Raw genomic sequence first — 12368 nt, 5'->3', positions numbered from 1 at the left:
GCCCGGACCACCAGGGCGGAGGAGGAAGCTGCGGGAGGCGGCGCAGGCCGAGCGGCCTCATCCCTCGGGCGATCCTGCCGCGAGCAGCCGGGCGAGCGCGGCGCCGAGCCGGGCGTAGCCCTCCGCCGTGACATGCAGGCGATCCGCCGCCAGATGGCGCGCGGCCTGCGCCTCCCCGCCGAGCGCGGCCTCCGCATCCAGGAGGGCCGCGCCACGGGCGCGCGCCAGCGCGGCGATCCCGCGGTTGAGGGCCGGCCGGTCGCCTGCCGGACGGGCGGCCACCGGCGCCCGCCAGGGCAGGGTGATCAGGACGATCCCGGCGCCGCGCCACAGCCCGCGCAGCTCGCCCGCCAGAGCATCGAGGCCCGCGAGGATCTCCGCCACCGGGTCCCCGTCGCCGAAATTGTTGGTGCCGACCCAGAGGATCGCGGCCCGCGGGCAGAGGGCGCGCAGATCGACCGCGCGCAGGCGCCAGCGCGTGGTCTGGATGCGGTCGCCCGGCAGGCCGAAGTTGAAGCTCCCGGCGGGCAGCTGCGCGGCGGGCCAGCCGGCCGCGAGGGAATCGCCGAGGAGGACGAGCTCCGCGGCCAGCGGCACGCGCGCGGCGAGCCGCGCGTGCCGCTTCAGCCCCGAGGGCTTGGCCGGCGGGGCGAGGCCGCGGGGGTCGGTCACGGCCTCTCCGGCCGGCGCAGGCCGAGCGCCTCCAGCACGAGGCGGCCGATCAGCGGCGTGTAGTGCAGGTTGTCGAGCCAGGCCGGCGTGGATCCGGCCGCGGGATCGAAGGGGAAGCGGGCGCCGAGGTCCGAGAGGTCGCGGATCGTCACCCCGTGCCGGGCGCCGACCCGCAGGGTCTCCGCCCGCCAGCGGTCGAAATCGTCCAGGAGCCCGAGGTCGGAAAGGACACGGCGCTGGGCCTCGCTCACCGGCGACAGGTAGGCGTCGACCCGCAAGCCCGCGAGGCGGTCGAGGACGAGGTCGAGGCTCTCCAGGGTCTCGGGGCGGAACGGGGCGGTGCTGCGCCGGCGCGCCGCATCGTTCTCGCGCGTGAGGGCGGGCGGCAGCGGCGGCGTCACCCGGAATCCGTCATAGGTCCAGTGGCCCGGATCCTCGGCGCCCGCAACGGCACCGAGGCGGCTGTCCTCGATGGCGTAGCGGCCGAGCACGGAGCCCATCCGCACGGTCAGCCGGCCCGTCGCGGTGGCGAGCGCGGCATCGAGATGCACCGGCACCTCCGGGCGCGAGAACATGTAGTAGTCGAGCCCGAGCACCACCCGCGTGACGCCGCCCCGCGCCGCCACCACGCTCGCGACGAGCGGCAATTCATCGGCGATGATCGCCGAGGTGCCCGCGTTGAAGACCGGGCCGGGCGCAGCCTCGACGTCGCGCGGGTCGAGCCCGTGATAGACGGTCGAGCTGCCCATCAGTGCCGTGCCGTAGGTGCGGGTCAGTGCCTGCAGCACCTTGGCGCGCCGGGTCTGCCGGTCGAGGAGGCGGTTCGCCCCCGCCGTCGCCGCGCGCCAGGGCGGGTCGGCGCGGAAGATCCAGTAGGCGTCGAACCACACGACCCGCGCGGCCACGAGCGCGAGCAGACCCGCCAGGATCAGGGCCGTGAGGGCGAGAAAGCGCCGGGCCGGCTCAGAACTGCGCATAGATGAAGGCCTGGTTGGCGTCGTTGCCGACCTGAAGCAGGAGCGCGGCGAGGACAAGGGCGGTCGCCGCGGCGACCCGGCCGGAGAGGGGCAGCCGCGCCGTCAGGTCCCGGGCGGTGGGCCCCGCGACGGCGAGCACGAACGCGACCGCGGCGAGCGGCCAGGCATCCGGCGCCGCTCCGGCGGCTGCGCCGCCGTCGAGGCCGAGGAGCCCGCGATAGACCGCGAGCGCCGTCGCGAAGTCGGGCGCCCGGAACGGCACCCAGGCGAGAACCACGAAGGCGAAGGTCGCGGCCCAGCCGGCCAGGGGCGGCAGGGCGAGGCCGGCGCGCCGCCACAGGAGATGGAGGCCGAGGGCGAGGCCGTGCGCCGCCCCCCAGGCCACGAAGGTCAGCCCCGCGCCGTGCCACAGGCCGCCGAGCGTCATCGTCCCGAGGAGCGCCCCGAACTGGCGCGGCAGGCCGTGCCGGCTGCCGCCGAAGGGAATGTAGAGATAGTCGCGCAGGAAGTGCGACAGGGTGATGTGCCAGCGCCGCCAGAAATCCTGGATCGAGGTCGCCCGGTACGGCGCCCGGAAATTCTCCGGCAGCCGGATTCCGACCATCAGGGCGAGGCCGAGCGCCATGTCGGTATAGCCGGAGAAGTCGAAATAGAGCTGCAGCGCGTAGCCGAGCACCGCCTGCAGGGCCGCCGCCGGGGCGAGCGGCGTGCCGGCGGCCGCCGCGGCCCAGAGCGGATCGATGGCGGCGGCAAGCCCGTCGCCGAGCACGACCTTCTTGGCGAGGCCGGCGGCGAGCAGCAGGAGCCCGCGTGCGGCGGCCAAGTCCCAGGCGGGCGCGGCGTTCCATTGCGGCTGGATCTCGGCCGGGCGCACCAGCGGCCCAGCGATCACCCGCGGGAAGAAGGCGATGTAGAGCGCGTATTCGGTGAGCGTCATCCGCGCCGCCGTCCCTCGCCGGAGATCGACCAGATAGGCGACGTGCTGGAAGGTGAAGAACGAGATGCCGAGCGGCAGCACCAGGGCCGGCGCGGAGAACCCGGCCCCCGTGACGGCGTCGATCAGCCCGGCGAGGAAGCCGAGATACTTGAACAGCCCGAGGAGCGCGAGATCGAGGCCGAGCGCGAGCGTGAGCACCGCGGCGCGTCCGGTGCGCCCGTAGACCTCGCCCGCGAGCCAGTTCAGCCCGATCGAGGCCGCGAGCAGCGGCAGGCCGCGCCAATCCCACCAGGCGTAATAGGCCAGCGACAGGCCGGCGAGGAGCGGCACCCTCGAGCCCGGGCGCCACGCCGCGCAGAGCGCATGGAGCCCGAGCGCGAGCGGCAGGAAGGCCAGCAGGAAGACGAGGGAGTTGAAGGGCATCGCGGGCCGTCCGGGCTGCGCCGCGCATCTGGCGTCCGGCGGGCGGGCGGGTCAATGACGCGGGACGCCGGGTCCCGGCTTCATTGTCCGGTGACGACCGCTCCTCTAGTCTCGCGGCGTGCCGTGCAGGCGCTCGGCCTCCTGTTCCGTCTCTCCCGCCGCGACGGCGGGAGCCAGGGCGCGGCGACCGGGCGCTCCCGCGTCCCCAAGGCATCTGCTGCGAGGCCGGACCCCGGCCCGTCGAGAGGACCGATCGATGACGAGCGAGACCCGCCCGACCGAGGAGCCCGCAGCGCGGCGCCGGATGGTCGAATGGAGCGATCCGCGGCTCACGGCGCGGGCCGGCCGGGGCCGCTCGGGCCTCGAGTTCCTGCGGGCGCTGATGACCGACGAGGTGCCCAGGCCCCCGATCGTCAGCCTGCTCGGGATGGAGATGGTCTCGGCCGAAGCCGGCCAGGTGATCATGCGGATGGGCGCGGGCGAGCACCTCTACAATCCGATCGGGACCGTGCATGGCGGGGCGCTCGCCACACTCCTCGACAGCGTCATGGGCTGCGCCGTGCACTCGGTGCTGCCGGAGGGCCGCGGCTACACGACCCTCGAGATCAAGGTGAATTATCTGCGGCCCGTCACGGAGGCGTCGGGCGTCGTCACGGCGGTGGGCGAGGTCGTGCATGCCGGGCGCCAGCAGGCGGTGGCCGAGGGCCGCGTGACCGATGCGGAGGGCCGGCTCTGCGCCACCGCCAGCACCACCTGCCTGCTGTTCGACCTGCCCGAGGCCCCGCTTCTCGTCACGCCCCCGGACTGACCACCGCCTACGCGGCGCCGTTTACGCGGCCGGATCCTTGCGCGGGCGGCCCCGGCGGCCCGGCCCCTTCACCACCGCATCCGCGGCGGCCCGCTTCTGCGCCGCGCGCTCGCGCCGCAACTGGCCGAGACCGAGGCTCTTGGCGAGTTCGGAGCGCTGGGCCGCATAATTCGCCGCGACCATCGGGTAGTCCGGCGGCAGGCCCCATTTCTGGCGGTATTCGTCGGGCGTGAGGCCGCGCCCCGAGAGATGCCGCTTGAGCGACTTGTAGGGCTTGCCGTCCTCCAGGCTGATGATGGCGTCCGGCGTCACTGTCTTCCTGATCGGGATCGGCGGTACAGGCTTTTCCGGCGCCGGGGCGGGCGGCGACAGCAACGCGTTCAGCGTCTCGTAAACAGTCCGCAGCACGGCGGGCAGTTCCGCGCTCGAGACGCGATTGTTGGACACGTAGGCGGCGACGATATCGCTCGTCAGTTCTGTCAGACCGGTTGGGGTCTCTTCGGTAGCTGCACTCATGGAAACATCCTATTGCGTGGCCTGATAACGTTTCTATCGGCCACGCTGTCCCGTCAATCGATCAAAGGTGCGTAATTCGAAATAATCACACCGGCCGCGGATCGTCGATTGTCATACGGTGACTTACGGTTGCCGTATTGTTTCGCGACCCGCCGCCTGCGTGCAATGGCGCGGTTTTTCCGGTCCCCCTACGGAAGAGGCGCCCCGGCCGGAGGCGGAGCCGGCCGGCGCGCAATCGATGCCGAACTTGCATCGATCGATACAGAACAGAAGTTGCAACCGCATGAGCCTCGGCCCTGCTCTGCGCATCGGCAGTGCGCCCCGCCCGAGCCACGCCATCTGTCCACGCGGCTCGGCCACGAGGATCTCGCCGCCCCTCCCCTATCTCCGCAGGATCCGCCCTCGCTCCGGATCCGCATGGCTACGTTCTTCACCGCCGATACGCATTTCGGCGACACGCATATCCTGCGCCAGCGCACGCGCTTCGCCTCCCTCGACGAGCACGACGAGACGCTGATCCGCCTCTGGAACGAGGTGGTCTCGCCTGCCGACGAGGTCTGGCATCTCGGCGATTTCGCCGCCGGCGCGAGCCGCGCCCGCTGCCGCGAGATCTTCGCCCGGCTCAACGGCGCCAAGCGGCTGATCCGCGGCAACCACGACACCAACCGGGTGCTCACCCTGCCCTGGGCCGATCCCCCTGCCGAGAGCGCCCGCATCCGTATCCCGGACGGGGCGGGGTCGGAATGCCGGTTCTTCCTCGCGCATTACGCCCACCGGGCCTGGCCGGGCCTGTGGCGGGGCACGCGCCACCTCTATGGCCACAGCCACGGGACGATCCCCGACACGCGCCGCTCCTGCGATGTCGGCGTCGACGCCTGGGACGACCGGCCGGTCGGCGTCGCGGCCCTGATCGCCCGCCAGAAGGCTGCCACGCTCCTGCCCGACGAGCTGCAGCGCGACGCCGCGCGCTGACCCGCACGGAACCCAAAGGCTCATCGTATAGCCATCATCGCTAATGTTCTGTACATCATGATTCCTCTATGGTACGGATATTGCCCGCGGAGGAACCGGCATGATCACCGCCGCACAGATGCGCGCCGCACGGGCGCTGCTCGGGATCGACCAGCGTCAGCTGGCCGAGCTGTCGGGCGTGTCGCTGCCGACGATCCAGCGGATGGAGGCGAGCGAGGGCAACGTGCGCGGCATCGTCGACACCCTCACCAAGGTCGTCGATGCGCTCAACCGGGCCGGGGTCGAGCTCATCGGCGACAACGCGACCAGCCGGGAGGGCGGCCGCGGCGTGCGGCTCGCCCGCCCGGGCCCGCCGATCGGGCCGTCGCGCTAGAGCATTTTCCGACGAAGTGGATCCCGGTTCGCCGCAGAAAATGCGGCACAATCAAAAACCCGGAGCAGGATCCGTTCATGGTGGAACGGACCCTGCTTTAACGGCCGCGCCGTCCAACCTGAAGAGCAGCCCGCCATGATCGCAGAGCGGCACGCGCCCAGCTTCGCAGACCTCTACACACCGAAGCTCGTGACCATCCTGCGCGAGCGCTACGGGCTCGCCGACCTCAAGGCCGACGTCGTGGCGGGCCTCACGGTCGCCATCGTGGCGCTGCCGCTCTCCATGGCGATCGCCATCGCGTCGGGGGTCACGCCCGACCGGGGCCTCTATGCGGCCATCGTCGGCGGCTTCACCGTGTCGGCCCTCGGCGGCAGCCGGTTCCAGATCGGCGGCCCGGCCGGGGCCTTCATCGTGCTCGTCGCCGCCACCGTCGACCAGCACGGCGTCGACGGGCTGCTTCTCGCCACGATCCTGTCGGGGATCATCCTCCTCGGCATCGGCTTCCTGCGGCTCGGCACCTTCATCAAGTACATCCCCTACCCGGTCACGGTCGGGTTCACGGCCGGCATCGCCGTCATCATCTTCGCGAGCCAGATCAAGGACCTCCTGGGGCTGACGCTCCCCGCCAAGGAGCCCGGGCCCTTGATCCCGAAGCTGGAGGCCCTGGTCCTGGCCCTGCCGACGCTCAACGGGGCCGCGCTTGCCGTCGCAGCGCTCGCGATCGGGCTCATCCTGGTCCTGCGCCGGTTCCGGCCGCACTGGCCCGGCTTCCTGATCGCGGTCGCGGCGGCCTCGGCGCTCGCTTGGGCGGCGGGCCTGCCGGTGGAGACCATTGGCAGCCGCTTCGGCGGCATTCCACAGAATCTCCCGGCGCCGCAGCTTCCCGCCCTGTCGCCGGCCAAGGTGATGGAGGTGCTGCCGGCCGCCCTCTCCTTCGCGCTCCTCGGCGGCATCGAGAGCCTGCTCTCGGCGGTGGTGGCCGATTCGATGACCGGGCGCCGGCATCGCTCCAACTGCGAGCTGGTGGCGCAGGGGGCCGCCAACATCGCCTCGGCGCTGTTCGGGGGCATCTGCGTGACCGGTACCATCGCGCGGACTGCCACCAACGTGCGCTCGGGGGCGCGCGGCCCGGTCTCGGGCATGCTGCACGCGGCCTTCCTTTTGGTGTTCATGCTCGTCGCGGCACCGCTCGCGAGCTTCATCCCCCTGCCGGCGCTCGCGGCGGTGCTGGCCGTCGTCGCCTGGAACATGGCCGAGAAGCACGAATTCGCCACGCTGCTGCGCGCCTCGCGGGGCGACGCCCTGGTGCTGCTCGCAACCTTCCTCCTCGTGGTGTTCCGCGACCTGACGGAGGGCATCCTGGTCGGGTTCGGGCTCGGGGCGCTGCTCTTCCTGCACCGCATGGCACAGGCGGTCGACGTGGAGCGCCGCCAGCCGCTCGTCGCGGAGGATGCCGCCGATGCGGCGGCGGCCGATCGCACGCCCTACGATGCCCGCCTCGCCAGCGACCCGAACGTGATCGTCTACCGGATCTCGGGCGCCTTCTTCTTCGGAGCCGCCGCGACCGTGGGTGCCGCCCTCGACCGCCTCGGCGAGCGCCCGAAGGCTTACGTCATCGATCTTTCGGAGGTGCCGCTGCTCGACTCGACGGCGGCCGCGACGATCGAGGGCTTCGCCCGCAAGGCCGGCCGGCAGGGCGCGACGGTCACCGTCGCGGGCGCGCGTCCGCCGATCCGGCGGGTGCTGCTGACCCACGGCGTTCGGCCGCCGCAGGTGCGGTTCCGGTCGAGCGTCGCGGAGGCCGTCCGGGAGGCCGGCGGTCGCGCGACCGTGGAGACGTGACGCGAACGGCGGCGTGCGCCGTTCACGGAACGGTTCAGCGGGACGATCCGTTAGGAGGGTCCTGCCCGCTTCCGGGCGCACCCCCGCCACCTGAAGGGAGACCTTTCATGAAGCGCGTGCTTTCCGTCGCGACGGCCCTGGCGCTCCTCGGGACCGCCGCCGTGGCCCAGACCCGCACGACGAACCCGCACAACGAGCCGCCCGGCCAGAAGATGCACGAATCGGGGAGCGCCAAGGGCACCACGGGCGCCTCCGGCTACACGCCCGGCCACGAGATGCAGAGCACCGGCAGCGTGAAGGGCACGTCCGGCGCCTCCGGCTACGCGCCGGGCCATGATCCGGCCTCGTCGAAGAACTCCGGCACCCGCCGCTGAGCGCGCGGCGCCGCAACCGGACGGGCGGGGCGAATCCCGCCCGGACGGGTCACCTCTCGAAACAGGCTCCGGCGCCGCCGAGGGCTTCCACCAGCGCCGTGCGGGCGCGGCTGACCCGGCTCTTCACCGTGCCGACTTGGCAGTTCATCAGCCGGGCGGCGGCCTCGTAGGTCAGCCCCTGCACCGCGACGAGAAGCAGGGCCTCCCGCTGGAGCGGCGGCAGGCGCGCCACCTGGTCCCAGACCTCGCGCAGCGCGATCCCGTCCTCCTGGTCCGGCAGGGCGACCATCCGGCCCGCCGCCGCGTCGTCGACATCCTCCACCTCCCGGCGGCGCTTGCGCGCAACCGTGTAGAACTGATTGCGCAGGATCGTGAACAGCCAGGCCTTGAGGTTCGTGCCGGCCTCGAAGCGGTGCTGGTTCTGCCAGGCCCGCAGCAGCGTCTCCTGTACCAGATCGTCGGCCTGGGAGAGGGTGGTGGTCAGCGACAGGGCGAAAGCCCGCAGCGACGGCAGGGTCGCCAGGAGTTCGTCGCGGAAGGAGAAGGCCGGGCGGACGACCGCCAGCGCGGCCTCAAGGCGGCCGACGAGTTCGATGAGCAGCGCCGGCTGCGGCTCGGCCAGCAGCGCGGCGTAACAGGCCCGCAGATGCGTGCCCAGATGGTCGCGCAGGAATGGCGGCAGGTCCGGACGCCCGTCCAGGGCAGCGTTCACCGCCATGTGGACGGCGACGGCCTGGACCGCGCCGGGGGGCCCGTCATCGGGGATCGGGCCGCGGATATCGGATCGCAAGTGGCTCTGCTCCGGGTCAAGGTCGGCCAAGCTGATGGCCAGGAATGCCGTTCAGCAGGAACCGTTCCCTGCCCGATTGCTAATTCTTCCCCTCGGGCGCGCCATATGCAGTCCAACCCCGTTACAGACGCCCATAACCGCCGGAACCGACGCCAAACCCATCGATCGGAACGGTCAAGCCGGGGTCAGGAGTGTCGATGGATTTCTATGTTTTCTGAAAATTCGTGTGCGACAAGATTGCCTGATATGCATTTTGTCCGGCCGGAACTGGTCATGGGGGTTGGCGTTGAGGAGCCGGTTCTGAACAAGGAGCTGGAATGATGCGTCATACGCTGATCGCCCTCGCCGCCCTCGCCACCGTCGCGGGGGTGTCGACTGCGTCCCGGGCCGAGGACACCACCGTCATCCATCGCGATGGCCCGGCCGGCACGGTGGTCGACCGCAGCACCACCGGCACCGTCGAGAAGAAGACCGTGACCCACTCCTCGGACGGCGTGGGCTGCGGCTCCAAGACCGTGCACAAGGAGAACGACCTCGGCGAGTCCAAGACCGTGCACAAGGAGAGCTGCGACTGAGTGGGGCCCTTCGCAACGGCACCGACCCCTGCGGCCGGTGCCGTCGCGACGACGCCGGCGCTCCTTCGTCCTGAGCAGGCGGGCGCCGCTGCGGAACCAACCGCGCCGCACTTCGTTCCTGCCCCCTCACTCGGAAGGAGGTCTGGATGCGTCTTGGACGATTACTCCTCGTACTGATGCTCGTCTGCGGCTTCGGCTCCGCCCTGCGGGCCGAGCCGGCGGCGACCGGGCGGGCGACCGCGCCCACGGCCTGGACGGGCTGGCACGGCGGACACGGGTGGCATGGCGGACATGGATGGCACGGCCGCGGCCGCCATCTCGGCTGGTACCGGCACGGCTATGGCCGGCCCTTCGGCTACCGCACCGTGCACTACGGCTATCGCCCCGTCGCCTATTATCCGGTGCGTTACGGCTACCGGCGGCACCATTGGCGACATTATGGCTGGCACCACCGCCCCTACTGGCACCATTACGGCTGGAGGCATCGCCACTATGGCTGGCGGCACCATCACTGGCGCCACTACGGTTGGCACCATGGCCGTCATTACGGCTGGCGCCATCACGGCTACCGCCACGTCCGCTTCGGCTACTGACTAAAGACACCGGCCGGACCTCGCGGTCCGGCCGGTGTCGGTCTCCATGAACGATCGTTCCGGCGGAGCCTCCTGAGGTTCCCGCCCGCTATCGATCAATCACTCGTCGTCATCGTCCCAGTCGTGGTGGCGCCAGCCGCGATGGGTCCGGCGCTCATAGACCCGAACCGCCGGCCGCTCCTCGTAGGTCCGGTAGTGCCGAACCGGCCGATAATCCTCGTCGTGCAGGGCGCGCACGCAGCCATAGCCGACGCAGCTGCCGCCACCCCATTCATAAGCTTCCGCAGAGTTCACCAGAGCCGGACCAAGGGCCGCCATGGCCACGGTGATCAGCGCGATCTTCATCATTGCTTCACCTCCATTGCGGGAATGGGCCCTCAACGGCAGTCGCACGCCGATCGTTCCGAACGAATAATGTGCATGACTGACCAATGACGGTGCAATCCGCGCCACGGCGCCCGCTGAACGTCCCCAGCGCAGCGTAGCATCCGGCGGCTGCCGCCCGCAGCGTCCTCCCGCTGCCGCCCGCGGCGCGGGCAGGTTGGCGTAGATTTCCACAACATTCATACTTGCCTGTTTGTTTGTTGCAGCCTAGCGTCGCGCGCCATGTCGAGAGCCGCCGTCAAGCCGCGCCGGACCCAGGAGCAACGGACCGCCGAGACGCGGGCCCGGCTGATCGCGGCGACGCTCGACCTGCTGATGGAGCGCGGCTATGCACGCACGACGACGGCCGAGATCGCCGAGCGCGCGGGCGTGACCCGCGGCGCGCTCAACCACCATTTCACCGGCAAGGACGACCTCGTGGTCCACTCGGTCGAGCACCAGCTCCGGACCTCGACCGGCGAGATCCGCGCGCTCGCCGAACTCGTCCGGAACGGATCGCTGGCGCTGCCGGGCTTCATCGACCGGCTCTGGGAGATGTTCTCCGGGCGCCTGTTCCTGATCACGCTCGAACACGTCACCGAGGCGCGCCACAACGCGGCCCTGCGCGAGGCGCTGGTGCCGGTGGTGCGCGAGTTCCACGCCGCCCTCGACGCCACGTGGCGCGATCTCTTCCGGGGCAACGACGCCCCGGACCGGGAGGTCGAGACCGCCCTCAACGCCACGCTCTGCCTGCTGCGCGGCATGGGCGTGCAGAGCATCCTGCGCCATGATCCGGTCTATTACCGGCGGCTGGCCGATTACTGGACCGCCATGCTGAGCGGCCGGCCCGGCATCGCGCCCGCCGGCCCCTGACCCAAAAGGCCCCCGACAAGAGGTTCCCCATGTCCGAGTCGATCATCTTCGCGAATGCCCGCCTGCTCGACGGCCGTGAGCCCGAAGGCGAGCATGACCGCTTCGTGCGCGTCGAGGGCGGCGTGATCCGGGAGGTCTCGGACCGGCCGATCCGGGATGCGGGCGCGCGGGTCGTCGACCTGAAGGGCCGGACCCTGATGCCCGGCCTCATCGACTGCCACGTCCACGTCATCGCCGCGATGGTGGATCTCGGCCGCAACGCGCTGCTGCCGGACGCCCTCGTGGCCTATCACGCCGCGCGGATCATGCGCGGCATGCTGGACCGGGGCTTCACCACGGTACGGGACGTGGGCGGCGCCACCCATGCCCTCGTGGAGGCGCTGGAGCAGGGCCTGATCACCGGGCCGCGCCTCGTGATCTGCGGCAAGGCCCTGTCGCAGACGGGCGGCCACGCGGATTTCCGCGGGCGCTACGACCACCGCGACGCCGGCTACCAGACGCTGCGCCTCGGGGCGATGGGGCGCGTCTGCGACGGGGTCGAGGCCTGCCGGGCGGCGGCCCGCGACGAGATCCGCCAGGGCGCGCAGTTCATCAAGGTGATGGCGAATGGCGGCGTCGCCTCTCCGACCGACCCGATCGCCTTCCTGGGCTTCTCCACCGACGAGCTCACGGCGATCGTCGAGGAGGCGCGCAACGCCCAGACCTACGTCGCCGCCCATCTCTACACCGACGAGGCGATCGCCCGCGCGGTCACGGCCGGGGTGCGCTCGGTGGAGCACGCGAACCTGATCGAGGCCAAGACCGCTGCCCTGATGAAGGAGCGCGGCGCCATCGCCTGCCCGACCCTGGTGACCTACGAGGCGCTGAAGAGCGAGGGCGCCTCGCTCGGCTTCCCCCAGACCTCCGTCGACAAGATCGACGACGTGCGCCTGCGCGGCCTCGAATCCCTCGAGATCCTGCGGGCGGCGGGGGTGACGATGGCGTTCGGCACCGACCTCCTCGGCGAGATGCACCGGCACCAGTCGGAGGAATTCGTCATCCGCGGCCGGGTGCTGCCGGCGATCGAGGTGATCCGCGCCGCCACCGTGAACGCGGCCGAGCTCATCGGCCTCTCCGGCCGCATCGGCACGATCGCGCCGGGGGCGGAAGCCGACCTGATCGTGGTGGACGGCGACCCGCTCGCCGACCTGTCGCTGCTCACGGGCCAGGGCCGGCACCTGCCGCTCATCCTGGCCCGCGGCCGGCTGCACAAGAACGAACTGAACGCCTGAGGGCACCGA

Annotated in this window: 15 protein-coding genes; 9 read left to right on the top strand and 6 right to left on the bottom strand. The window is 71.3% G+C overall.

Features of this window, described 5'->3' with window-relative positions:
* Positions 1 to 57 precede the first annotated feature (57 nt).
* From MNOD_RS07535 to MNOD_RS07525, 3 genes are read right to left on the bottom strand one after another with little or no spacing between them, the layout of a single operon-like run.
* The gene (locus tag MNOD_RS07535; RefSeq protein WP_015928250.1) at positions 58 to 672 is read right to left on the bottom strand and encodes a GDSL-type esterase/lipase family protein; all 615 of its coding nucleotides are present in this window, start codon (positions 670 to 672) and stop codon (positions 58 to 60) included.
* Complete coding sequence (locus MNOD_RS07530; RefSeq protein WP_015928249.1) at positions 669 to 1649, bottom strand: hypothetical protein; 981 nt, start codon at positions 1647 to 1649, stop codon at positions 669 to 671. The genes MNOD_RS07535 and MNOD_RS07530 overlap by 4 nt, the downstream gene beginning before the upstream one ends.
* Positions 1636 to 3009 carry an MBOAT family O-acyltransferase gene (locus tag MNOD_RS07525; protein ID WP_015928248.1) on the bottom strand — a complete coding sequence of 458 codons (1374 nt, stop codon included), beginning with the start codon at positions 3007 to 3009 and terminating at the stop codon, positions 1636 to 1638. Before MNOD_RS07525 ends, MNOD_RS07530 begins: the two co-directional genes overlap by 14 nt.
* Before the next feature lie 256 nt (positions 3010 to 3265).
* On the opposite strand from MNOD_RS07525, the gene MNOD_RS07520 reads away from it, so the two are divergent.
* The gene (locus MNOD_RS07520; protein ID WP_015928247.1) at positions 3266 to 3817 is read left to right on the top strand and encodes a PaaI family thioesterase; all 552 of its coding nucleotides are present in this window, start codon (positions 3266 to 3268) and stop codon (positions 3815 to 3817) included.
* Between the two features lie 21 nt (positions 3818 to 3838).
* Here MNOD_RS07520 and MNOD_RS07515 read toward each other — a convergent pair whose 3' ends face one another.
* Positions 3839 to 4333: a Ros/MucR family transcriptional regulator gene (locus MNOD_RS07515; protein ID WP_015928246.1), complete on the bottom strand. Its 495-nt coding sequence runs from the start codon at positions 4331 to 4333 to the stop codon at positions 3839 to 3841.
* A gap of 417 nt (positions 4334 to 4750) precedes the next feature.
* Between MNOD_RS07515 and MNOD_RS07510 the strand changes: the two genes are divergently transcribed.
* The 4 genes from MNOD_RS07510 to MNOD_RS07495 all read left to right on the top strand — a co-directional run bounded on the left by MNOD_RS07510 (position 4751) and on the right by MNOD_RS07495 (position 7894).
* Positions 4751 to 5305, top strand: coding sequence for a metallophosphoesterase (locus tag MNOD_RS07510; RefSeq protein ID WP_015928245.1), 555 nt, complete (start codon positions 4751 to 4753; stop codon positions 5303 to 5305).
* Positions 5306 to 5405: 100 nt separating this feature from the next.
* Positions 5406 to 5678 (top strand): helix-turn-helix domain-containing protein, encoded by a 273-nt coding sequence (locus MNOD_RS07505; protein ID WP_015928244.1) that lies wholly within the window; start codon positions 5406 to 5408, stop codon positions 5676 to 5678.
* 135 nt (positions 5679 to 5813) lie between these two features.
* Positions 5814 to 7520, top strand: a complete 1707-nt coding sequence (locus MNOD_RS07500) for a SulP family inorganic anion transporter (protein WP_015928243.1) — start codon at positions 5814 to 5816, stop codon at positions 7518 to 7520.
* 107 nt (positions 7521 to 7627) lie between these two features.
* Entirely contained in the window at positions 7628 to 7894 is a 267-nt protein-coding gene (locus MNOD_RS07495; RefSeq protein ID WP_015928242.1) for a hypothetical protein, read from the top strand.
* A gap of 49 nt (positions 7895 to 7943) precedes the next feature.
* On the opposite strand, the gene MNOD_RS07490 is transcribed toward MNOD_RS07495, so the two are convergent.
* On the bottom strand, positions 7944 to 8612 hold the full coding sequence (locus MNOD_RS07490; protein ID WP_043750634.1) for a sigma-70 family RNA polymerase sigma factor: 669 nt from the start codon (positions 8610 to 8612) through the stop codon (positions 7944 to 7946).
* Positions 8613 to 9001: 389 nt separating this feature from the next.
* On the opposite strand from MNOD_RS07490, the gene MNOD_RS07485 reads away from it, so the two are divergent.
* Positions 9002 to 9259 carry a hypothetical protein gene (locus MNOD_RS07485; protein WP_015928240.1) on the top strand — a complete coding sequence of 86 codons (258 nt, stop codon included), beginning with the start codon at positions 9002 to 9004 and terminating at the stop codon, positions 9257 to 9259.
* Positions 9260 to 9405: 146 nt separating this feature from the next.
* Positions 9406 to 9852: a VrrB protein gene (locus MNOD_RS07480; RefSeq protein WP_015928239.1), complete on the top strand. Its 447-nt coding sequence runs from the start codon at positions 9406 to 9408 to the stop codon at positions 9850 to 9852.
* A gap of 99 nt (positions 9853 to 9951) precedes the next feature.
* Here MNOD_RS07480 and MNOD_RS07475 read toward each other — a convergent pair whose 3' ends face one another.
* Complete coding sequence (locus MNOD_RS07475; protein WP_015928238.1) at positions 9952 to 10200, bottom strand: hypothetical protein; 249 nt, start codon at positions 10198 to 10200, stop codon at positions 9952 to 9954.
* A 258-nt stretch (positions 10201 to 10458) separates the two neighbouring features.
* Between MNOD_RS07475 and MNOD_RS07470 the strand changes: the two genes are divergently transcribed.
* A complete protein-coding gene (locus MNOD_RS07470) occupies positions 10459 to 11088 on the top strand; it encodes a TetR/AcrR family transcriptional regulator (RefSeq protein WP_015928237.1) in 630 nt (209 codons plus the stop codon).
* Positions 11089 to 11117: 29 nt separating this feature from the next.
* Positions 11118 to 12359 carry a metal-dependent hydrolase family protein gene (locus MNOD_RS07465; RefSeq protein ID WP_015928236.1) on the top strand — a complete coding sequence of 414 codons (1242 nt, stop codon included), beginning with the start codon at positions 11118 to 11120 and terminating at the stop codon, positions 12357 to 12359.
* Positions 12360 to 12368 lie beyond the last annotated feature (9 nt).

The sequence above is a fragment of the Methylobacterium nodulans ORS 2060 genome, assembly GCF_000022085.1.
Classification (GTDB): domain Bacteria; phylum Pseudomonadota; class Alphaproteobacteria; order Rhizobiales; family Beijerinckiaceae; genus Methylobacterium; species Methylobacterium nodulans.
The sequence above is the reverse complement of the archived record's forward strand: the minus strand, read 5'-3'. Positions and strand labels throughout refer to the sequence as shown.

What these genes read in the sequence shown, in the direction of transcription:
- MNOD_RS07530 (WP_015928249.1), bottom strand. Translation starts at nt 1,649, where the DNA reads ATGCGCAGTTCTGAGCCGGCCCGGCGCTTTCTCGCCCTCACGGCCCTG.
- MNOD_RS07525 (WP_015928248.1), bottom strand. Translation starts at nt 3,009, where the DNA reads ATGCCCTTCAACTCCCTCGTCTTCCTGCTGGCCTTCCTGCCGCTCGCG.
- MNOD_RS07520 (WP_015928247.1), top strand. Translation starts at nt 3,266, where the DNA reads ATGACGAGCGAGACCCGCCCGACCGAGGAGCCCGCAGCGCGGCGCCGG.
- MNOD_RS07515 (WP_015928246.1), bottom strand. Translation starts at nt 4,333, where the DNA reads ATGAGTGCAGCTACCGAAGAGACCCCAACCGGTCTGACAGAACTGACG.
- MNOD_RS07510 (WP_015928245.1), top strand. Translation starts at nt 4,751, where the DNA reads ATGGCTACGTTCTTCACCGCCGATACGCATTTCGGCGACACGCATATC.
- MNOD_RS07505 (WP_015928244.1), top strand. Translation starts at nt 5,406, where the DNA reads ATGATCACCGCCGCACAGATGCGCGCCGCACGGGCGCTGCTCGGGATC.
- MNOD_RS07500 (WP_015928243.1), top strand. Translation starts at nt 5,814, where the DNA reads ATGATCGCAGAGCGGCACGCGCCCAGCTTCGCAGACCTCTACACACCG.
- MNOD_RS07495 (WP_015928242.1), top strand. Translation starts at nt 7,628, where the DNA reads ATGAAGCGCGTGCTTTCCGTCGCGACGGCCCTGGCGCTCCTCGGGACC.
- MNOD_RS07490 (WP_043750634.1), bottom strand. Translation starts at nt 8,612, where the DNA reads ATGGCGGTGAACGCTGCCCTGGACGGGCGTCCGGACCTGCCGCCATTC.
- MNOD_RS07485 (WP_015928240.1), top strand. Translation starts at nt 9,002, where the DNA reads ATGATGCGTCATACGCTGATCGCCCTCGCCGCCCTCGCCACCGTCGCG.
- MNOD_RS07480 (WP_015928239.1), top strand. Translation starts at nt 9,406, where the DNA reads ATGCGTCTTGGACGATTACTCCTCGTACTGATGCTCGTCTGCGGCTTC.
- MNOD_RS07475 (WP_015928238.1), bottom strand. Translation starts at nt 10,200, where the DNA reads ATGATGAAGATCGCGCTGATCACCGTGGCCATGGCGGCCCTTGGTCCG.
- MNOD_RS07470 (WP_015928237.1), top strand. Translation starts at nt 10,459, where the DNA reads ATGTCGAGAGCCGCCGTCAAGCCGCGCCGGACCCAGGAGCAACGGACC.
- MNOD_RS07465 (WP_015928236.1), top strand. Translation starts at nt 11,118, where the DNA reads ATGTCCGAGTCGATCATCTTCGCGAATGCCCGCCTGCTCGACGGCCGT.